At 66.9% G+C, this 21,059-nt stretch carries 21 protein-coding genes; 12 read left to right on the top strand and 9 right to left on the bottom strand.

From position 1 onward, the window contains the following. Nucleotides 1-94: 94 nt before the first annotated feature. Complete coding sequence (locus J7359_RS01840) at nt 95-742, bottom strand: carbonic anhydrase (RefSeq protein WP_209054808.1); 648 nt, start codon at nt 740-742, stop codon at nt 95-97. 143 nt (nt 743-885) lie between these two features. On the opposite strand from J7359_RS01840, the gene J7359_RS01845 reads away from it, so the two are divergent. From J7359_RS01845 to J7359_RS01855, 3 genes are all read left to right on the top strand, one after another. Then, on the top strand, nt 886-1,263 hold the full coding sequence (locus tag J7359_RS01845; protein ID WP_209054809.1) for a hypothetical protein: 378 nt from the start codon (nt 886-888) through the stop codon (nt 1,261-1,263). A gap of 86 nt (nt 1,264-1,349) precedes the next feature. After that, nucleotides 1,350-2,732: a leucyl aminopeptidase family protein gene (locus J7359_RS01850; protein WP_209054810.1), complete on the top strand. Its 1,383-nt coding sequence runs from the start codon at nt 1,350-1,352 to the stop codon at nt 2,730-2,732. Continuing rightward, complete coding sequence (locus tag J7359_RS01855; protein WP_209054811.1) at nt 2,729-3,547, top strand: NlpC/P60 family protein; 819 nt, start codon at nt 2,729-2,731, stop codon at nt 3,545-3,547. The genes J7359_RS01850 and J7359_RS01855 overlap by 4 nt, the downstream gene beginning before the upstream one ends. A gap of 44 nt (nt 3,548-3,591) precedes the next feature. On the opposite strand, the gene truB is transcribed toward J7359_RS01855, so the two are convergent. From truB to rbfA, 3 genes are all read right to left on the bottom strand, one after another. Continuing rightward, nucleotides 3,592-4,485, bottom strand: a complete 894-nt coding sequence (truB, locus tag J7359_RS01860) for a tRNA pseudouridine(55) synthase TruB (protein WP_209054812.1) — start codon at nt 4,483-4,485, stop codon at nt 3,592-3,594. A gap of 69 nt (nt 4,486-4,554) precedes the next feature. Further along, nucleotides 4,555-5,271 (bottom strand): phosphodiester glycosidase family protein, encoded by a 717-nt coding sequence (locus tag J7359_RS01865; protein WP_247740132.1) that lies wholly within the window; start codon nt 5,269-5,271, stop codon nt 4,555-4,557. Nucleotides 5,272-5,302: 31 nt separating this feature from the next. Beyond that, nucleotides 5,303-5,749, bottom strand: a complete 447-nt coding sequence (rbfA, locus tag J7359_RS01870) for a 30S ribosome-binding factor RbfA (RefSeq protein WP_209054813.1) — start codon at nt 5,747-5,749, stop codon at nt 5,303-5,305. 69 nt (nt 5,750-5,818) lie between these two features. On the opposite strand from rbfA, the gene dapB reads away from it, so the two are divergent. Further along, nucleotides 5,819-6,655 (top strand): 4-hydroxy-tetrahydrodipicolinate reductase, encoded by an 837-nt coding sequence (dapB, locus tag J7359_RS01875; protein WP_209054814.1) that lies wholly within the window; start codon nt 5,819-5,821, stop codon nt 6,653-6,655. Between the two features lie 9 nt (nt 6,656-6,664). Here dapB and J7359_RS01880 read toward each other — a convergent pair whose 3' ends face one another. After that, nucleotides 6,665-7,261 carry an SH3 domain-containing protein gene (locus J7359_RS01880; protein WP_209054815.1) on the bottom strand — a complete coding sequence of 199 codons (597 nt, stop codon included), beginning with the start codon at nt 7,259-7,261 and terminating at the stop codon, nt 6,665-6,667. A gap of 91 nt (nt 7,262-7,352) precedes the next feature. Between J7359_RS01880 and tsaE the strand changes: the two genes are divergently transcribed. From tsaE to trxA, 5 genes are read left to right on the top strand one after another with little or no spacing between them, the layout of a single operon-like run. Beyond that, entirely contained in the window at nt 7,353-8,762 is a 1,410-nt protein-coding gene (gene tsaE, locus J7359_RS01885; protein WP_209054816.1) for a tRNA (adenosine(37)-N6)-threonylcarbamoyltransferase complex ATPase subunit type 1 TsaE, read from the top strand. Next, entirely contained in the window at nt 8,750-9,418 is a 669-nt protein-coding gene (locus tag J7359_RS01890) for a nucleotidyltransferase family protein (RefSeq protein ID WP_209054817.1), read from the top strand. Before tsaE ends, J7359_RS01890 begins: the two co-directional genes overlap by 13 nt. After that, complete coding sequence (gene addB, locus J7359_RS01895; RefSeq protein WP_209054818.1) at nt 9,411-12,359, top strand: double-strand break repair protein AddB; 2,949 nt, start codon at nt 9,411-9,413, stop codon at nt 12,357-12,359. The genes J7359_RS01890 and addB overlap by 8 nt, the downstream gene beginning before the upstream one ends. Then, nucleotides 12,349-15,723 (top strand): double-strand break repair helicase AddA, encoded by a 3,375-nt coding sequence (gene addA, locus J7359_RS01900; protein ID WP_209054819.1) that lies wholly within the window; start codon nt 12,349-12,351, stop codon nt 15,721-15,723. The genes addB and addA overlap by 11 nt, the downstream gene beginning before the upstream one ends. Before the next feature lie 4 nt (nt 15,724-15,727). Beyond that, entirely contained in the window at nt 15,728-16,102 is a 375-nt protein-coding gene (gene trxA / locus J7359_RS01905; RefSeq protein ID WP_348524322.1) for a thioredoxin, read from the top strand. 65 nt (nt 16,103-16,167) lie between these two features. Here trxA and J7359_RS01910 read toward each other — a convergent pair whose 3' ends face one another. Further along, nucleotides 16,168-16,548: a cupin domain-containing protein gene (locus tag J7359_RS01910; protein WP_209054821.1), complete on the bottom strand. Its 381-nt coding sequence runs from the start codon at nt 16,546-16,548 to the stop codon at nt 16,168-16,170. Nucleotides 16,549-16,570: 22 nt separating this feature from the next. Beyond that, on the bottom strand, nt 16,571-17,470 hold the full coding sequence (locus J7359_RS01915) for a hypothetical protein (RefSeq protein WP_209054822.1): 900 nt from the start codon (nt 17,468-17,470) through the stop codon (nt 16,571-16,573). Between the two features lie 97 nt (nt 17,471-17,567). On the opposite strand from J7359_RS01915, the gene hslV reads away from it, so the two are divergent. The 3 genes from hslV to J7359_RS01930 all read left to right on the top strand — a co-directional run bounded on the left by hslV (nt 17,568) and on the right by J7359_RS01930 (nt 19,746). Beyond that, on the top strand, nt 17,568-18,125 hold the full coding sequence (hslV, locus tag J7359_RS01920) for an ATP-dependent protease subunit HslV (protein WP_209054823.1): 558 nt from the start codon (nt 17,568-17,570) through the stop codon (nt 18,123-18,125). 76 nt (nt 18,126-18,201) lie between these two features. Next, entirely contained in the window at nt 18,202-19,509 is a 1,308-nt protein-coding gene (gene hslU, locus J7359_RS01925; protein ID WP_209054824.1) for an ATP-dependent protease ATPase subunit HslU, read from the top strand. A 57-nt stretch (nt 19,510-19,566) separates the two neighbouring features. After that, the gene (locus J7359_RS01930; protein WP_209054825.1) at nt 19,567-19,746 is read left to right on the top strand and encodes a PLD nuclease N-terminal domain-containing protein; all 180 of its coding nucleotides are present in this window, start codon (nt 19,567-19,569) and stop codon (nt 19,744-19,746) included. Here the strand turns inward: J7359_RS01930 and J7359_RS01935 are convergent, their stop codons facing one another. Together J7359_RS01935 and J7359_RS01940 are read right to left on the bottom strand one after the other, a co-directional pair. Further along, on the bottom strand, nt 19,747-20,370 hold the full coding sequence (locus J7359_RS01935; protein WP_209054826.1) for a Smr/MutS family protein: 624 nt from the start codon (nt 20,368-20,370) through the stop codon (nt 19,747-19,749). It lies immediately after the preceding gene. Further along, on the bottom strand, nt 20,370-21,029 hold the full coding sequence (locus tag J7359_RS01940) for a Tim44/TimA family putative adaptor protein (protein WP_209054827.1): 660 nt from the start codon (nt 21,027-21,029) through the stop codon (nt 20,370-20,372). The genes J7359_RS01935 and J7359_RS01940 overlap by 1 nt, the downstream gene beginning before the upstream one ends. Nucleotides 21,030-21,059 lie beyond the last annotated feature (30 nt).

Consider the following 21,059-nt stretch of genomic DNA (forward strand, 5'->3'; position numbering starts at 1 on the left):
CGATCCTATGGTCCAAGACTATCGCCACCGATCATGGCCTGGCACCCATGCCGCCACCCGGCGCTGATTCACGGGCCGGGTCGGCAATGCCGGATCAGACGACCGTCCAGCGATGCCCCGAATCCTCGGCCTGATACAGCGTGCCTTCGCGAATGTCGTGAACAAGCCCGTGCAGCGACATCTCACCCGACTCGACGGCCGCCTTGACGAAGGGGAATGTCATCAGGTTCTCGACCGAAACCAATACGGCCTCGCGCTCCAGCGCGCTGACCTGCTGATCCTCTGGCAGATCCTTGATGCGCTCATAGCCCGGCCGCAGGATATCCATCCAGCGACCCACGAAGCTGGATTTTTCCTCAAGCTCGGGGGCCTTGCCGGAACACATCGCATGACAACCCGCCACGCCGCCGCAGCTTGTGTGGCCGACCACGATCAGATGCGCCACCTTCAGCGCCGTCACCGCGTATTCCACCGCAGCCGAAGTGCCGTGCTGCTGGCCGTCGGGGGCATAGGAAGGCACAAGATTGGCGATATTGCGGTGAATGAAGAACTCGCCAGTATCCGCGCCGAAGATGCCGGTGACATGAACGCGCGAATCGCAGCACGAGATCACCATCGCCCGCGGACGCTGGCCATCGTCGGCCAGACGCCGATACCAGGCGCTGTTCTCGGCATAGGACGTGGCCTTCCAGCCGTGAAAGCGGCTGACCAGATACTGCGGTAGGGGGCGGACGTTGTGCATGGCTGACCTCGCGCGTTTGGCGGCTTGATATGCTGAGATTGAGGAAAATTCGAGCGGTTTCTTTCAGGGCGGTCAAGCCTTTGTTCATCGCCCGCGGTCATGTTGCCCCGATAGGTGCGGACAGGAATTTGTCGGAGGTGCGGATGGCACAGATCAAGGCGCTGGCGGTATCGGAACCGGTGCGCGTGGACGCAAGGCGCGTCAGCGACATCATCAGCGAACTGGGCGAAACGGCCGCGCAGAACGTCATCGGGCTGGCGCTGGAGCAGCTTGCGGTGGCGCTGGAATCCACCGACCGCGCGCTTGCCGATGGCGATCTTGCGCTGGCCGTCGATCATGCCGACAGGCTGTCGCGGCTGGCCTGGCAGATCGGATTGCTGTCGCTTGCCGGTGTCGCGATGGATCTTGGCGCGCTGGCCGAACGGCGCGAAACGGCGGCACTGGCCGCAGTCCGTGCCCGCCTGATGCGCGTTGGAAACCGGTCGCTGACGGCGATCTGGGATCGCGACAAGTCGGGCTGATGCGGGCCGGCGACGGACGCAGGGCGGGGCCTTGCGGACCCGACAGCAGGATGTAGTCTGGCCCGACGCAGCCAAGGACACCGCAGATGACGCCCGAATTCGCCCCCAGCCATCAGGACGCCCTGCCGATCTGGTCCGTATGGCAGGGCCAGCCGGTTCCGGACGCCGCTGACGCCGGCACATGGCCCGCAAGCTGCGGCTTCGACGGCGCTGCGGGGCAGTTATGCCTGCTGCCCGATGGTCGCGGCGGGGTCGCTGGCGCCCTGTTCGGACTGGGCAACCGGGACCGCGCCGACCGGCAGCGTTTCACCCTGGCCCGCGCCGCCGAGACACTGCCCGAGGGCAACTGGCGCCTGGCGGTCATCCCCGAGGGGATGGATGCGCGGCAGGCGGCGCTTGGCTGGCTTCTGGGTCAGTATCGGTTCACCCGCTACAAGTCCGGCCCCGGCGCCGGGCGCGCCCGCCTTGTCTGCCCCGAAGGGCTTGACGCGCAGGAAGTGCAGGCGATCGCCGCGGCCGAATTCCTGACCCGCGACCTGATCAACACGCCCGCCAGCGACATGGGGCCGCAGCAACTGGAAGACGTGGCCCGCGCGCTTGCAGACCGGCTTGGCGCCTCCATCGAGGTGACCACCGGCACGGCCCTGCTGGACGCAAACCTGCCGATGATCCACGCGGTCGGCCGCGCCGCCCAGGCCCAGCCGCGGCTGATCGACATCCGTTTGGGGGATGGCGACGGCCCGATGCTGACCATCGTCGGCAAGGGCGTGTGTTTCGACACCGGCGGGCTGAACCTGAAGCCCGGCGCGTCGATGGGCCTGATGAAGAAGGACATGGGCGGGGCGGCGACGGCGCTTGGCTTCCTGCAGATGCTGGCTGGCACGGGCGCGGCGCGCGGACGCCGCATCCGGGTGTTGATCCCGGCGGTGGAAAACAGCCTGGCCGGCAATGCGTTCCGGCCCGGCGACGTGCTGACCAGCCGCAAGGGACTGACGGTCGAGGTGAACAACACCGACGCCGAAGGGCGTCTTGTGCTGGCCGATGCGCTGACGCTTGCGGCCGAAGAAAGCCCCGATCTGATGATCTCGTTCGCGACGCTGACCGGGGCGGCACGGGTCGCGCTGGGACCGGATATCCCGCCCTTCTACTGCGATGATGATGCGACCGCGCAGGCAATTCAGGCCGCCGCAATGGACGCGGCGGATCCGCTGTGGCGGATGCCGTTCTGGGCCGCCTATGACAGCGTGATCGAACCGGGAATCGCCGATCTTGACAATGCCCCTTCGGGCGGAATGGCAGGCTCGATCACCGCCGCCTTGTTCCTGCGCCGCTTTGCCCGGGGCGCGGGCAGATATGTTCATCTGGACATCTATGGCTGGCAGCCGACCGCCGCGCCGGGCCGTCCGAAGGGCGGTGTAGGACAGGGCGCGCGCGCCCTGCTGGCCGCCTTGCCGAGTATCCTGCCATGAGCCTTGATCGCCGCCTGACCCCGGCGACCGACCGGATCGCGTTGGCCAGCCTGCGGGGAATCCTGGATCGTCCCGACTATACGCCCGGCACGCCCGCGCGTCTGGCCGTACCTCTGGCGGACCTGCTGAACGCGCCCGATGGACGGCGCGACCGGCAGGTGAATTTCGGCGCCGAGGCGACGGTGATCGACCGGGACGGCGACTGGACATTCGTGCAGATGGGGCTGGACGGCTATTGCGGCTGGTTGCGGGACACCGCCCTGACCCGCGATCTGCCACCCCTGACCCACCGCGTCACGGCGCCCGCCACCCATGCCTATCCCAGCCCGGACATGAAGCAGCATCAGATGCACGCCTTGTCCATCGGCGCGCGGCTGGCCGTCGAAGGGATCGAAGCTGGGTTCGCGCGTCTTGCCACGGGTGGATATGTGCCGCTGCCGCATATCGCCGACCAACCCGCCACCGATCCCGTGGCAGTGGCGGAGCTGCTGATCGGCACGCCCTATCTCTGGGGCGGCAACAGCGACTGGGGGATCGACTGTTCGGGCCTCGTCCAGGCAGCACTCAGCGGTTGCGACATTGCCTGCCCCGGCGACAGCGATCTGCAGCGTGCGGCCTTTCCCGAGGTGACCGACATCCGCCGCGGCGATCTGCTGTTCTGGCCGGGTCATGTCGCGCTGGCGGTATCGCCCGATCTGATGATCCATGCCACGGCATGGAAGATGGCGGTCATTCTGGAACCGATCGCCGAGGCCATCGCGCGCATCGACGCGGCCGGCGATGGCCCGTTCCTTGGCGCCCACCGCCCTCGCTGAGACTTCGACTTTGCGGCAATGCCCGCAATTGCGGGCGGCAGCCCCTACAGATTGAAGACCCGCTCAGGCTGGACCTTGCCGCCCTGATAGCGGCCGATGCAGACTGGCAGGTTGCCGTCGCTGACCCAGACCAGATCACCCCATTCCGCGCCGCCGGTCACCTCGCCGGGATTTCCGTTGCGGATACGGATCGCGCCTTCCGGCGTCGCGCGCAGCTTAGGCAGATCGTCCAGCGCCGATTCCAGCGGCAGAAGCTGTGCCTGCAGCCAGTCCTGCGCCTCGCGGTCCACCTTGTCGAAGGCCACGCCGTCCTCGACCTCAAAGGGTCCCGACCAGACCCGGCGCAACTCGGCGACATGGCCAAGGCAACCCAGCTTGCGTCCCAGATCGCGGGCGATCGACCGGACATAGCCCCCCTTGCCGCAGACCATTTCAAGCCGTGCGGTGTCACGATCCGCATCCATCAGCGTCAGGCTTTCAACCCACAAGGGTCGCGCCGCCAGATCCAGTTCCTCGCCTTCGCGGGCCAGGTCATAGGCGCGCTCGCCATCGACCTTGACCGCCGAGAATGCTGGCGGAACCTGCATGATCTGGCCGATGAACCCTGGCAGCGCAGCTTCGACCGCGGCGCGGTCGGGACGTTCCTCGGCGTTTCGCAGCACTTCCCCCGACGCATCGTCGGTCGTGGTCTCGGCCCCCCAGTTCACCCTGAAATCATAGCATTTCAAGGCGTCCGTCAGGATCGACACCGTCTTGGTCGCTTCGCCCAAAGCGACGGCCAGAACGCCGGTCGCATCCGGGTCCAGCGTGCCGGCATGGCCCGCCTTCTTCGCATCCAGCGCCCAACGCACCTTGTTCACGACCGAAGTCGAGGTGACGCCCGCGGGCTTGTCCACGATCAGCCAGCCCGTGATGTCGCGGCCCTTCTTGCGTGCCATGAGACCCTCTTGGAAAAAATCGAAGCCGGGCAGATAGCCCTCGGGCGGGCGCGGGTCAACCGCGCCGCATCATTCGGTCGTACCGACCAGCCCGATGATCGGGCCCAGACTGCGCCCGAAATCCGCGCGATTCACGCCCGGAGCATAAAGCCTGCTGATCGAGCCGTCGAAATACAGCGCGTCACGCACCTGCAGCCCGTCGCGAAACAGCCGACCGAACTGATGGAAGGTCACCGGACGGTCAGAGATCGCGAACCACGCGGTCTGCCCGTCGGGCGACACGCCAACGCCGTTCCGGATATAGCGGCTGTCGGAATCGACCAGAAAGCGCGGATGCAACGCGCCGTCGATGACCAGCATCGGACCTGATTGGGTGGCCAGTCGGCATTCGGGGTGCGCCTTCGCAAAGGCGCGGCTTTCGATCACCTGAAAGGGCCGCGCGCCACCGGTGCAGAAGACGCCGTTAGGCAGCATCCCGAAATTCCCGCCGCCCGCCTGCGTGTTGATTCCGTGCCGTTCCTGCCCGTCGATCACCAGCAGCCCGACCGGGCGGTAATCGGGATGGAACATGCCCGCGTTCATCGCGAAATCCAGCCTTTCGCCGGACGCCAGGGACTTGCGGACATTGTTGAAATTGTTCAGCGGCTTGCCGTCTTCGTCGTCCTGCCACAGCCGCAGTGCGGGTTCCTGCGCGGCCTCGACCTGACAGACGACATAGCCCTGTCCGTCATGTTCGAGATGGCCACAACCATCCGAGGCGGCAGGCAGCGCGAAGGCAAACATCATTCCCAGCGCGACGCCAAGCTGCCTCTGCACCTCAAGCATCATCGCGATCATCGTGCCCGTCGCGTTCCGATGCGTCGTCGTCGGGCGCCTCGACATCGCGGCGGACCCGTTCATCGGCGAACATCCGGCGGGTATCATCCAGCCGGTCGAAGGTTTCGTCCAGCTGGAACCGCAACTGCGGCGCATATTTCAGCGTCATGGCCTTGGCGACCAGGTGGCGCAGCTCGGGCGCGTTGCGGCGCAGCGCGGCCAACGCCTCTTCGGCGTCATGCCCGCCAAGCGGCAGAACATAGGCGGTCGCGACCTTCAGATCGGGCGAGGTCCGAACCTCGCCGACGGTGATCGAATGCCGGTTCAGATCCGGGTCGTGCACATCCGCGCGCAAAAGCACGTCGGACAGGGTGCGGCGGATCAGCTCGCCCACGCGCAGCTGGCGCTGCGACGGGCCTGAGCCATGGGAAAAGCGGTTCTGTGCCATGCGTTCCGATGTAGGGGGTCGCGGGCCGCGCCGCAACGGGGTATGAGGCGGGAAACGCGGGGGTGATGGATGAGCGATTTCCAACAGACCGAAACCGGGGATCTGCCGGGTATCGTGGTGACCGGTGCCTCGGGGCGGATGGGGCAGATGCTGATCCGGCTGATCCTTGAGAACGGCGACTGTCGGCTGGCCGGCGCGCTGGAACGCGCGGGCCACCACTGGATCGGTCGCGACATCGGCGAGGCGATGGGCGGGCAGCCGGTGGGCGTCATAGTCAGCGACGATCCGGTCGGCGTGATCGCACGGGCCCAGGCCGTGATCGATTTCACCGCGCCGGCGGCCACCGTGGCCTTTGCCGAACTGACGGCGCAGGCGCGCGCGGTGCACGTGATCGGCACCACCGGTCTGGCCGAGGACGACCTGGCGAAACTGGCGGCCTCGGCACGTCACGCCCCGATCATTCGCGCCGGCAACATGAGCCTTGGGGTCAACCTGCTGGTCGGCCTGACCCGAAAGGTGGCAGCCGCGCTTGGCGAGGAATGGGACATCGAGGTGGTCGAGGCGCATCACCGCATGAAGGTCGATGCGCCGTCGGGAACGGCGCTGATGCTGGGCGAGGCCGCGGCCGAAGGACGCGGCGCCGCGCTGGCCGATCTGCGCACCCCGGCGCGCGAGGGAATCACAGGCGCGCGCGAGCCCGGCAGCATCGGCTTTTCCGCCATTCGCGGCGGCGACGTGGTGGGCGAACATGACGTGATCTTCGCCGGTGCGGGCGAACGCCTGATCCTGCGCCACATCGCGACCGATCGAGCCATCTTTGCACGCGGCGCGATCCGCGCGGCCTTGTGGGGCCAGGACAAGGGACCGGGCGAATACGATATGGCCGACGTGCTGGGCTTGACCTGAGATACCACCCTAGTCCGCGATCCGGCAGCACCCCGACAGCAGGCTTGGGGTATCGCCATGGCGGATCAACGTCGCGCGCATCCCGAAGCTGCGATCAGACATCCCGTCAGAACAGATCTGCGGGGTTTCGACCAGCGTGATCCCCTCGGCCACCACGGCACGGGCTGGGTCGCCGAACACGCCCGTGCCCAGGATCGATTGCACCATGTGGCGTTCCTGTTCGATGTCCACACCGCTCAGCACCAGATCGCCGCCGTCGATCCTGACGTCCCAGAAGGGCTCGGTTCCGAAGCAGGCGAACCCGTCCGGCACGGCGCCGTCCTGCCAGACATCGGTGCGATAGCTGAGAAAGCGCATCGACACCCACCCTGCCCGTTCGCCGCTGTTCACCTGCCCCCAGCCATCCTGTTCCTGCACGACCTCGATCCGCGTCGCATCCGGGGCAAGCGCACCGATCACCGGGGCCGAGGCATCGGGCCGTTCGCGAATGTTCAGCACGTCATCCGGGGCGACCTCGGTCACGTCGAACAGGGTCGGCAGGATATATTCCTGCGTGGCAAGGGCCGGATGGGCCAGCAGCATGAAGACAAGGGCAAATCGCAGCATGAGGCGTCCTTTCCACTGGCGGCAGCACCGGACAGATAGTGCCATGACACGGGGCGTTTGCACCAGCCCGACAACCAGCTAGAAGCGGGGCATGACCAGCACGCGACTGACCGCCGACGAAACCATGACCGCCGCCCTTGCACGGATGCTGGCGGCCACGGCGCGGCCGGGCGACACGATCCTGCTGGACGGGCCGGTCGGCGCGGGCAAGACCCATTTCGCGCGCGCCTTCATCCGTGCGCGGCAGGGCGAGGCCGCCGAGGACGTGCCCAGCCCGACCTTCACGCTGGTTCAGACCTATGACGACCCGATGGGAACCGAGATCTGGCACGCCGACCTCTATCGCCTGACCGACCCCTCCGAACTGGACGAGCTGGGGCTGGACGAGGCGCAGGACAACGCGATCTGCCTGATCGAATGGCCAGACCGGATGGAGGCCCTGCCCGAACGCGCGCTGACCGTCTTGATCACCATGAAGGACGACCCGGATCTGCGTGACATCGCCCTGTCCGGCCCGGATGTCATCCGCACCGCGGAACGGGCGCGGTTCGTGGTCGCCGCCGGCTGGGGCGCGGCGCGGGTCCTGCCACTGGCCGGCGATGCATCCGCCCGGCGATATTTCCGCCTGACGGATCAGGCAGGCAGCGCCGTTCTGATGGACGATCCGTCGGGCGATTGTGCCCGCTTTGCCCGGATGACCCGCTGGCTGCGAGATCGCGGCTTTGCGGCCCCCGCGATCCTGGCCGAGGATCAGGCAGCAGGATTGCTGCTGGTGCAGGATCTGGGCGACGATCTGGTTGCGCGCGTGCTGCAGGCCCAACCTGACCTTGCGCCCAGGATCTATCACCGGATCACCGATTTCCTGGTCGATCTGCATCGTCATCCGGCACCCGATTTCGTTTGCGCGCTGGACGGCCCCACCCTGGCAGACCAGGTGGGACTGTTCGCAGAGTGGTATCCGCAGGCGGTCGGCCACCCAGGCGGCGCCGCGCGCGACATTGCGCCCGCCATCGCCCGGCTGCATGCCGAACTGGCGGCAGACATGGCCCCGGTCCTGTCCTTGCGCGATTTCCACGCCGAGAACCTGATCTGGAACGGCGATGCCGCGCTTGGCCTGATCGACTATCAAGACGCGGTGGCCTGCCATCCGGCCTATGATCTGGTCTCGGCGCTGCAGGACGCCCGCCGAGACGTCGATCCCCGGATCGAGACCGACTGCATCGCCCGCTATCTGGCCGCGACCGGTCTGGACCGGGATCGATTCCGCGCCGCCTATGCGCTGCTGGGGGCGCAGCGGAACCTGCGGATCGTCGGCATCTTCACCCGGCTTTGCCTGCGCGATGGCAAGCCGCGCTATCTGGATTTCATGCCACGCGTCTGGGATCATCTGCAGCGCGATCTTGGCCATCCGGCGCTGACGCCGCTGGCCCGGATCATCGCCGACATCCCCGCCCCGGACAGCGCCGCCATTGAAAGGATCCGCCGCCAATGCGCCCGCTGATGATCTTTGCCGCCGGGCTTGGCACGCGGATGCGCCCGCTGACCGACACATGTCCGAAGCCGCTGATCCGGGTCGGCGGACAGACCCTGCTGGATCGTGCGCTGGCGCTGGGACGGCAGGCCGGATGCGCGCCGATTGCGGTGAACAGCCACTATCTGGGCCAGCAGATCGCCGATCATCTGGCCGGGCAGGACGTCGCGATCAGCGACGAACCCGGCACCATCCTCGACACTGGCGGTGGCTTGCGAAAGGCGCTGCCGCTGCTGGGGCGGGGGCCGGTGATGACGCTGAACCCGGATGTGGTCTGGACCGGGCCGAACCCTCTGGCCGCGCTGGCCGATGCGTGGCGCGACGACATGCACGCGCTTCTGGCGCTGGTCCCGCTGGAGGGCGCCACGGCGCGGATCGGCGCGGGCGATTTCGCGCTGGATCAGGACGGGCGGATCAGCCGCAAGGGCGATTTCGTCTATGCCGGGGCACAGATCATCCGGCCCGACCTGCTGACCGACATTCCCGAGAAGGTGTTTTCGCTGAACCGTCTCTGGGATCTGATGATCGCCCAGGGGACCGCGTTCGGCATGATCCACAAGGGCGGCTGGTGCGATGTCGGACGCCCCGACGCAATTCCGCTGGCCGAGGCGCTGCTGCATGGCTGAGTGGCAAAGCGGCCTGTTCGCCCTTCCGCCCGGCGTCGATTTCGCGGCCGAGTTCGTGCACGGTTTTCTGGACCGGATGTCCGGCCAGCCGCCCGAGGCCGTGGCGCGCGTCACGATCTATGCCAATTCCGGCCGCACCCTGACCGCAATGCAGGACGCCTTTGACCGGCACGGCCCGCTTCTGCTGCCGACTCTACGGGTCGTGACCGATCTGGGCGCAGGTCCGGCGGCGGCGGATGGACCGCTTGCCGCACCGTTGGCGCGCAGGCTTGAACTGGCGCGACTGATCGACGGATTGCTGCGCAAGCGCCCCGACCTGGCGGCTGGCCATTCGGTGCCCGCGCTGGCGCATTCGCTGGCCGACCTGATGACCGAAATGCAGACCGAAGGCTGCGGCCCGGATGCGCTGTATTCCATCGACACCGGTGATCATGCGCGCCATTGGCAAAATGCGCTGGAATTCCTGCGCATCGCCGCCGATTTCCACCTGAAGGGAGCGCCGGTCGATCGCGCCGCCCGCCAGCGCATCGCAGCCCAGACCGCCGCCGCCGATTGGGCCCGGGGACTGAACCTGCCTGCCGATCCGGTGATCGTCGCGGGTTCGACCGGATCGCACGGTGCGACGCGGCTGTTCATGCAGGCGGTGGCCGGGCTGCCGAACGGCGCCGTCGTGCTGCCCGGCTTTGACGCGGGCCAGCCGCAGGATGTGTGGGACCGGCTGGACGTCACCGCCGAGGATCATCCGCAAGCCCGCTTCGCGCCCCTGATCGGCGCAGTCGGCATGCCCCGCGCATGGACGGACGCAGCCGCCGCGGCACCCGACCGCAACCGGCTGGTGTCACTGGCCCTGAGGCCCGCCCCGGTCACAGACCAGTGGATCGCCGAGGGACCGTCCCTGCCCGACCTGTTGCCCGCCTGCGATGGGCTGACCCTGATCGAGGCCGACCAGCCTGGGCAAGAAGCCGAAGCCATCGCCCTGGTCATGCGCGACGCTGCTGAACGGGTCACGCCGGTGACGCTGATCGCCGCCGATCGCGACCTGATCCGGCGTGTGAACGCGGCACTGGACCGCTGGCATCTGCGCGCAGATGACAGTGCCGGTCGTCCGTTGCCGCAGACCGCGCCGGGCCTGTTCCTGCGCCATGTGACGGGGCTGTTCGGCGAGGCACTGACCATCGACCGGCTGCTGATCCTGTTGAAACATCCGCTGACGGCGACCGGCTCTTTGATGATCGGTGCGAACGATGCCAGACGTCAGGCACGTGATCTGGAACTGGAGTTGCGCGACCGGGGGCCGGTCTTTCCCACCGGCGACGCGTTGCGAAACTGGGCGACACGGGGCGATGAGGTGCGCAAGCTGTGGGCAGAATGGGCGGCAGACGTTGCAGATCGCTTCAAGGTCTTCGAGACCGATCTGACGCCCCGCCCGATTTCGGACCGGCTGGCGGATCTTCGCCACATGGCCGAGATGCTGGCCGCTGGCCCGGGTGGCGATGCAAACGCGTCGGAACTGTGGAAGAAAAAGCCCGGCCAGCTTGCCAGATCCGTCATTGACCATCTGGCCGAACACGCGGGGGAAGGACCGGATCTGGGCCCGGGCGATTTTGCCAGCCTGCTGTACGATGAACTGCAGGCGCTGGCCGACCGCACCGAGGCAGATTATAATCCACTGCTGAAAATCCGCGGCCCGCGCGAGGCACGGATCGTGGGCGCGGGCCTGGTCATCCTGTCGGGCCTGAACGAAGGCGGCTGGCCGCAGGCACTGACGCCCGACCCCTGGCTGTCGCGCCAGATGCGGCTGCAGTCCGGACTTACCCTGCCGGAACGCCAGATCGGTCTGGCCGCGCATGATTTCCAGCAAGGCATCGGTGCTGCGCGGGTGATCCTGACACGGGCAAAGCGCAATGCGGAAGCCGAGACAATTCCGTCGCGCTGGCTGAACCGTCTGACAAATCTGATGGCCGGCCTGCCGGAACGCAACGGCCCCCAGGCGCTGCACGCAATGCGTGAACGTGGCAGGCAGTGGCTGGCCCTGGCCGAGGCCGCGGCCCGGCCCAACGCACGGCTGGCGCCGGCTGCCCGCCCCTCGCCCATTCCGCCCGCACCCGCCTTCGACGAACTTCCCGTGACGGATATCGCGCTGCTGATCCGCGATCCCTACGCCGTCTATGCCAAGCGGGTGCTGAAACTGCGGCCGCTGAACCCGCTGCGCCCGGAACCCGACGCCGCCCTGCGCGGCCAGACCCTGCACAGCATCGTCGAGGCCTTGTTGCGCACACGACCGTCAGCGCAGACCCCGCCCGACGCGCTGCGCCGGACATTTCTGGCAATCACCGCGCAGGTTCTGGAAAACGAGGTGCCGTGGCCATCGGCCCGCGCCTTCTGGCAGGCCCGGATGGAGGGGATCGCCGACCGGATCGTTTCCGACGAACTGGCCCGGCTGGCCGAGGGCAGCCCGCAGGTAATCGAACAGCGCGGCGCGGTCCGGGTGCCCGGCATGAATTTCCGGCTGACCGCAAAACCCGACCGGATCGACCTGCTGCACGATGGCCGGGCAATGATCTACGACTACAAGTCCGGCAAGCCGCCATCGGACGCGCAGATCGCGCATTTCGACAAGCAACTGGTGCTGGAGGCCGCAATGGCCCGGCACGGCGGATTCCCGGATCTGGGTCCGGTGGACGTGGCCGGGATCCGCTATATCCAGCTGGGGGGCGATGGCGCGACCCACGAACGCGACTTCTCGGCCGTGATCGAGGGGCAGAACTGGGACGGCTTCCTGCGCCTGATCGCGTCATATCTGACCGGCGGAACAGGCTTCACCGCGATCCGGGCGCCGGAATTGCGGGCCTATGCCGGCGACTATGATCATCTGGCGCGCTATGGCGAATGGTCGTTGGCCGATGACCCGCAGCCCGGAAAGGTCGGCCATGACGAATGACGCGACGCTGAACCAGATCGCCGCCGCCGATCCGCTGCGCTCGACCTGGCTGACGGCGAATGCCGGATCGGGCAAGACGCGGGTGCTGACCGACCGCGTCGCGCGTCTGCTGCTGTCGGGCTGCGCGCCCGAACGCATCCTGTGCCTGACCTATACCAAGGCGGCCGCGACCGAGATGCAGAACCGTCTGCTGCGCCGCCTGGGCGAATGGGCGATGCTGCCCGAACCCCGGCTGCGCGCCGCACTGGCGGATCTGGGCGAGGGCGTCACCGCCGATCTGGCACAGGCGCGGCGGTTGTTCGCCCGCGCCATCGAAACCCCCGGCGGGCTGAAGGTCCAGACCATCCACAGCTTCTGCGCGGCGCTTCTGCGGCGCTTTCCACTGGAAGCCGGCGTCCCGATGGGGTTCGCGGAACTGGACGACCGCTCGGCCCGCGTTCTGCGCGCCGAGATCGTCGAGGAAATGGCCCACGACGGCGACCCCGCGATCCGCGACCTGACCGCATTGCATGGCGGCGACAATCTGGACGGGTTCCTGGCCAGCCTGTCCGAGGCCGATTTCGGCGATACCCCCGACGCGGAGGCGATCTGGGCGGTACTGGGGCTGCCGGCCGGACTGACCGAGGATCTGTTGCTGGGCCATGTGTTCGAGGGGGGCGAGGCTGATCTGTTCGATGCGCTGCTGCCGGTCTTTGCGACCGGCGGCACGACCGATGCGCGACTGGCCGCCAAGCTGGGTCAGGGCAACTGGCACGCGCCCGGCATGGCCGAACTGCACCTGCTGATCGGCGCGCTGCTGACGGGATCCGGCGCCAAGGAACCCTTTACCGCGAAAATCGGCAGCCTTCCGACCAAGGGACTGCGGACCGGCCCGTGCGCACCGTTCATGGCCGATCTGGAAGACCTGATGCTGCGTGTGCAGGATGCCCGCGCTGACGCGCTGGCGCTGGCGCTGGCCGGCAAGACGCTGGCGCTGCATCGCTTTGGCCATGAATTCACGCGGCGGCTGGCGCAGCGCAAGGCCGCGCATGGCTGGCTGGATTTCGACGACCTGATCCGCAAGACCGCACAGCTTCTGCGCGAATCCAGCATGGCGCAATGGGTGCTGTGGCGGCTGGATGGCGGCATCGACCATATCCTTGTCGACGAGGCACAGGACACCAGCCCCGAACAATGGCGCGTCGTGCGCAGCCTGACCGACGAATTCACCAGCGGCGCGGGCGCGCAGGACCGCACCCGCACGCTGTTCGTGGTGGGCGACCCGAAACAGTCGATCTATTCCTTTCAGGGCGCCGACATCGCCGTGTTCGAGGAAATGCGCGCCCGGTTCGGCGATGACTTTGCCGCCGTCCAGCGCCCGATGCAGCAGCGCGGTCTGGCACATTCCTTCCGCTCGTCCCCGGCGATCCTGTCGCTGGTCGATGCAGTGTTTCAGGGTGAGGCGGCCGAAGGGCTGGGCGATCCGCCCCGTCATATCGCCTTTCGCGACGCCTTGCCGGGCCGCGTCGATATCTGGCCGCCGCTGGCCGAACCCGACAGACCCGAGCCGGGCGACTGGACCCAGCCGGTCGATGCGCCCGCCGAAAACGCCGCCGACACGATGCTGGCCCGCGCGGTGGCATCCCAGATCAGGGCGATGATCGGCACCCCCTTGCGAGACGCCAAGACAGGCGATCTGCGCGCCATCGGTCCGGGCGATATCCAGATTCTGGTGCAAAGAAGGGCCGGCCTGTTCGAGGATCTTCTGCGCGAATGCAAGGCCGCCGGGCTGCCGGTCGCCGGGGCCGACCGGCTGAAACTGGCCGCCGAACTGGCGGTGCGCGACATCACCGCGACGCTGTCGGTGCTGGCCACGCCCGAGGACGATCTGTCGCTGGCCGCCGCATTGCGATCACCGCTGTTCGGTTTGTCCGAAGACGATCTTTACCGGCTGGCTGTCGGGCGGGGCAAGAAACACCTGAACCAGCAACTGCGTGCCTCGTCTCATACGCACGCGTACGCAGTCTTGTCAGATTTGATGGACAAGGCCGATTACTGGCGGCCCTATGACCTGATCTCGCGCCTGCTGACCCGGCATGGCGGGCGCGCTGCGCTGATCGCAAGACTGGGAGAAGAAGCCGAGGACGGGATCGACGAATTGCTGTCGCAGGCCCTTGCCTATGAAAGTGCCGAGACGCCGTCACTGACCGGTTTCCTCGTCTGGCTGTCCAGCGACGAGGTCGAGGTCAAGCGACAATTGCCGGGGGGCGCGGGCGGGCTGATCCGGATCATGACCGTGCACGGGTCCAAGGGTCTGGAAAGCCCGGTGGTCATCCTGCCCGAAACCAGAAAGCGCCGTCCCGACAGTCGCACCCGCACGGTGCGGATCGATGGCCGCCCGACATGGCGCGGCAGCGCCGCAGAACGCCCCGACGCGGTGGCCGATGCCGTCGCAGAGCAGACGCGGTTGCAGGAACAGGAACGCCGCCGGCTGCTTTACGTCGCGATGACGCGGGCCGAAAGCTGGCTGATCGTGGCGGCGGCGGGCGAGACCGGGGCTGGGCTGGACAGCTGGCACGCGATGATCGCGGACGGAGCCGGCCGCGCGTCGCTGGATCGTGCGGAAATCCCGATCGACGGCATAGGCACCGGCCTGCGGCTGTCATTCGGCGACTGGCCCACCGGCGATGTCGGCACCCAGCCCGTGTCACCCGCCCGGATCGCGGTGCCCGATTGGGCGCGCCTGCCCGCCCCGCAGCCGCCGGAACGCGCGCGCCCCGTCGCCGCGACGTCGCTTGGCGGGGCCAAGGTGCTGACCGGCCCGGTCGACGACGCCGATCCCGAGGCCGCGATGCTGCGCGGCACGCGACTGCACCTGCTGCTGGAACATCTACCGGGTACACCGCCCGAGGCCTGGGACGGGCTGGCCCGGGCCGCCCTTGCCGGGGCCGAAGGCGGGTTGCCCGACGCGGCCGAATTCGCCGACCTGATGTCCGAGGCGCGCGCGGTCATTCAGGCACCTTCATTGGCCCAGGTGATGGATGTGCCCGAAGGCACCACCGTGCTGCGCGAAGTCCGCCTGACCGCGCCGCTGCCCGGATTGGGCATCCTGCACGGCACCGTCGACCGGCTGCTGGTCCGCGACGATCAGGTGCTTGCCATCGACTACAAATCGAATACCGAGGTACCGGCGACGCCCGACGCCACGCCAGAGGGGATCCTGCGTCAGATGGCCGCCTATCGCGCGGCGCTGCAGGCGATCTATCCCGGTCGTGCCATAGGCGCGGCCATCCTGTGGACCGCGACGCGCAGCCTGATGGCATTGCCGGATCCGCTGCTGGACGGGGTGGCCGATACCCTTGACCCCACGCGCCTGCGTCCATAGCTGTATTCCATCCCGCCACGCCGGAACGCCCGGCCCCGCCTTCCAAGGAGAGATCAGCATGGCTACCGTGCACGTCAATGACAGCGAATTCGACGCCGAAGTGCGTCAGGCCGAAACCCCGGTGATCGTCGATTTCTGGGCCGAATGGTGTGGCCCCTGCAAGCAGATCGGCCCGGCTCTGGAAGAGCTGTCAGACGAATATGCCGGCAAGCTGAAGATCGTGAAGGTCAACGTGGACGAGAACCCCGAACAGGCCGCCGCCCTTGGCGTGCGCGGCATCCCGGCGCTGTTCATGTTCAAGGATGGCGAGGTGGTGTCGAACCGGATGGGCGCCGCGCCCAAGGCCGCGCTGAAAAGCTGGATCGACGAATCCGTCTGATCGCCTGACCTTCCTGCGTCGCCGCCCCGGCCCCTGCGCCCGGGCGGCGTTTTCATGTCCGGCTGTCAGTCAGGCTCTGTTTCCGGGTCCGGAAGATCGGTCTGGATCCAGCGCGGCGACAGGTGGATATCCGTCGTTTCCAGCCGTCCCGGACCCAGATTGTGGAACTTGTGCGGCATGTCGCGCGGCCCGAACAGGACATCACCTGCGACCGCCTCGATCTTCTGCGCCCCGATCGTGAACAGCGCCCGGCCCTGACGAACGATGAATACCTCGTCATAGGGGTGGACATGCCATGCCGGTCCCTTGCCCGGCGTGTCTGTCTGGTAGAACAGCACCGTCACATCGGTGCCCAACTCCGCGCCTTCGACATGGCCGCGCCACGCCTCATTCCCACTGGCCCAATCCTTGCGCGACACGCGCATCGGAACCCGCCCATCCGTCATTGTCCAACCTTTCCGATCTCGCCTAGACCGGCCAGCCACCCCGCCGCATCGCGGCCAGCAGGCGCTCATCGGCGTCCGCCGCCATCATATCCATGCTTTGTTCGCGAAGGAACCAGTGCAGATATCCGGCGAAATCCGGCCGATGGCCGGGCGCATCCGCCAGCGCCCGATCCGTGCCGAGTTCGGCGACGTTCAGCGCGATGTGATGAAAATCGACCTGCGCGAAAAGCACCGCCGGTTTGCCCAGAATATAGCCGTCGAACGCAACGGCGCTGTTCTGGGTGGCGACAAAGGCGCAATCGCGCAGAAGTGCCATCGTGTCGCCGCCGATCGCCAGGTTCGGGTGTCGCCGCGCCAGATCCGCAAGCGCGGCGCGGTCGGCGTCGTCATAATGTTCCTTGGGATGCAGCGTTGCGACGCAGGGACGTCCCGTCCGGGCCACCGCATCGACCATCGCGACCGGACTGACCGTCTGAAAGGACCGGTGCTGCCGAATGCGGCCCTGCAGCGGGATCAGCACATGATCCCCAGATCGCGGTTCGGGTCCGGGCAGCACGCGGCGGCACAGACGGTCGGCAAAGGCGCGCGCGGCAGGCGGATCGGCCGCAGGGCAGAATTCGGCTTGCGCGACCGGCCAGCGCCAGCGTTCCGCCACGGGCTCCAGCCGCCAGAATGGATAGTGATAGGCCAGCCGGAAGGTCAGCGCCCGATCATGGGTCGGCTTCTCCATGTGATACAGCGCATAACCTGGAACATCCGGCGCCTCGGCGCGCGCACGCTTGCCCGACCAGCAGATTTCAACCTGCCAGCCGCGCGCGGTCAGCAATCCCTGCATCCTGTTGAGAAAGCCCAGCTTTTCGGCCCGCGCGGTGTGCAGGACCGGCGGATGCAGATAGATGCGCAGGAACCGGGACTGGCTCATTCCGGCAGGCTAGAACCGGCCCGGATCGGGCGCAACTTCTTGCGCTGGGACGCTTGCGCCCATATCTGACCCGAAACGAGACGACGGAGGCCCTTTGATGGCGGACGACAAGTTTCCCGGCTGGCACGGCACCACGATCCTTGCGGTGCGGCGCGGCGGCAAGGTGGTGATCGCGGGCGATGGTCAGGTCAGCGTCGGGCAGACCGTGATGAAGGGTACCGCGCGCAAGGTCCGTCGCCTGCAGCCCGGCGGGCGCGATGTCGTGACCGGCTTCGCGGGGTCCACCGCCGATGCCTTCACCCTGCTGGAACGGCTTGAAAAGAAGCTGGAAGGCGCCCCGGGACAGTTGCAGCGCGCCTGTGTCGAACTGGCCAAGGACTGGCGCACCGACAAGTATCTGCGCAATCTGGAAGCCATGCTGCTGGTCACCGACGGCGACCAGATCTTTGTGGTGACCGGGGCGGGCGACGTGCTGGAACCCGAACACGACGTGGCCGCGATCGGATCGGGCGGCAATTTCGCACTGGCCGCCGCGCGCGGCCTGCTGGAAACCGACTTGGACGCCGAGCAGGTGGCACGCAGGGCGATGGCCATTGCCGCCGATATCTGTGTCTATACCAACGGAAACCTGACGGTCGAGATCCTGGAAGGCTGAGGGGCGCTGCCCCGTCGCCGCTCCGGCGACTCCCCCGGGATATTTTTGCAAAGAAGAAGCCAGTGAGGCGAAGAGCATGAGCGATTTGACACCGCGCGAGATCGTGTCCGAACTGGACCGTTTCATCATCGGGCAGAAAGAGGCCAAGCGGGCGGTTTCCGTCGCGCTGCGCAATCGCTGGCGCCGCAAGCAGTTGGGCGACGATCTGCGCGACGAGATCTACCCCAAGAACATCCTGATGATCGGGCCGACCGGCGTCGGCAAGACCGAGATCAGCCGGCGGCTGGCCAAGCTTGCCAATGCGCCCTTCATCAAGGTCGAGGCCACGAAGTTCACCGAGGTGGGCTATGTCGGGCGAGACGTCGAACAGATCATCCGCGATCTGGCCGACACCGCCATCGTCGATACGCGCGAGCGGATGCGCGACGAGGTGAAGGCCAAGGCGCATCATTCCGCGGAAGAGCGGGTGATCGAGGCACTGGCCGGTGAGGGCGCCCGAGACGGCACCCGGCAGATGTTCCGCGACAAGCTGAAGCGGGGCGAGCTGGACGATACGGTGATCGAGCTGGAACTGCAGGACAATTCAAACCCGCTTGGAGGAATGGAGATGCCGGGCCAGCCGGGTCAATCGCTGGGCGGCATGATGGATCTTTCGGGGCTGATGAAGGCGTTCGGCGGGCGACGTGTGCGGCGCAAGGTGACTGTCGCGGAAAGCTATGACCTGCTGATCGCGGAAGAGGCCGACAAGCTTCTGGACGACGAGGTGGTCAAGGCCGCCGCGCTGGAATCGGTGCAGGAGAACGGCATCGTCTTCATCGACGAGATCGACAAGGTCAGCGCCCGGTCCGATGCGCGCGGCGGCGATGTCAGCCGCGAAGGCGTGCAGCGCGACCTGTTGCCCCTGATCGAGGGCACGACGGTCAGCACCAAATACGGCCCGGTCAAGACCGACCATATCCTGTTCATCGCCTCGGGCGCATTCCATGTCGCGAAACCCAGCGATCTGCTGCCCGAATTGCAGGGCCGACTGCCGATCCGGGTCGAACTGCGGGCCCTGACCGAGCAGGATTTCATCCGCATTCTGACCGAGACCGACAATGCCCTGACTCGACAATACACTGCCCTGATGGCGACCGAGGGCGTGACCGTCAGCTTTACCGACGACGGGATCGCGGCGCTGGCAAGGATTGCGGCCGAGGTGAACGGTGCCGTCGAGAATATCGGCGCAAGACGTCTTTATACGGTGATCGAGCGCGTTTTCGAGGAACTGTCCTTCACCGCACCGGATCAGAGCGGCGACAGCGTCAGCGTCGATGCCGCCTATGTCGAACGGCACCTGGGCGATCTGGCACGGTCGGCGGATCTGTCGCGTTACGTCCTGTAACGGAACCCGTTCCCGCGATCCGGTGTTGGCCTTGTCGGATCAGCAAGGAAAGCCGCCATGGAATATATCTTCGGGATCATCATCTTCGTTCTGGACATCTGGGCGATCGCCCAGGTCATCAACACGAACGCAAGCACGGGCACCAAGATCCTCTGGATCGCACTGATCGCCATCCTGCCGGTCATTGGCCTGATCATCTGGTATTTCGCGGGCCCGAAGGCGAATTACTCTGCCTGATCAGCCGGCGGGCCGCCTGAGATAGACGTAGTATGCTCCCTCACCCCCGTGCCGGTAATGCGCGGGGGTGACCTGTTGAACGACCGGGGACAGCGGTGCGGTATGCAACCAGTGCGGCACCTGATGCCGCAAGGCGCCGGGGCGAGTGGGCAGCGGACCATGATCGCCCCTGCCCTTTCCCGTGATCACCAGAACCAGCCTGTGTCCCTGCGCATGCGCGGACAATATGAAGTGGATCAGGTGCGGATGCGCGGCTGCAAGCGTCATGCCATGCAGGTCCAGTCGCGCCTCTGGCCGGATCTTGCCGCGCGACATGCGCTTGTGCACCTTGTGATCCATGCGCAACGGGGCGGCGGCAAGCCGTTCCGCAGGGCTGGGCACGCGGCTGTGCTCCGGCCCGGACGCCCCAGCGGCCTGACCGATCCGAAAACGGGGCGTTGGCGAAAATACGGTCTGCGGCTTGATCCGTGGCACGGGATCCTTGCCGGCGGTGTCGTCGCGATCATCATCCGATGCGACACCGCCCTTCTGTCTGATCCGCGCGGAAAGAGGCGTCGCGGTGTCGGCAACACGATGCCAGAGCGCCTTTTCCTCTGGCGTCAGTCCCCGACGACGACGTGACATCAGCCAGTTGCGACCAGTTGCCAGTTCGGGTCGGCTTGGCCCATATCGCGCGCAAAGGTCCAGACGTCCCGCTGCTTGCGGGCAGCCTTGGGATCGCCGTCGACGACATTGCCTTCTGAATCCTTGGTCGCCGCGATCAGCTCACCCACGAACCGCACCGAAACCTCGGCGATCACGGTCGAATGATCGAACTCGGCCCCTGCCAACCCGGTGTCTCTCAATCCCAGGAACTGCGCCTCGACGGTCTGTCCCTGCGCCTTGCGGGCATCAATCACCGACTGGAACGCATCCGCGACAGGATCGGCCAGAAACGGCCGCACCTCGGACAGATCGCCACGTTCGAACGCCATCAGGATCATCTCGTATGCGGATTTCGCGCCATTCAGGAAATCCGCCACACCGAAGGACGGATCAACCTCCTTCATCGCGGCCAAGGCCTCGGCGGTCGGGCTGCCCGGTTCGGCGTGATCGAAAATATCGTGATCGGGCTCGTCGGCGGTTCCCTCGATCACCTCGAAGCGGCGGCGCGCGGGTTGGGCGTCCTCATCCACCTGTGACGGTTCGAACCCATCGCGTGTGCCCAGCACATTGCGAAGCCGCAGGATCAGGAAGATCGCGATCGCGGCCAGCACAAGCAGCTGGATCAGCGGGTTGGACATGGAGACGGCCTCAATTCTGGTAAGATCGGT

Source organism: Paracoccus sp. R12_2 (assembly GCF_017744015.1).
Classification (GTDB): Bacteria; Pseudomonadota; Alphaproteobacteria; order Rhodobacterales; family Rhodobacteraceae; genus Paracoccus.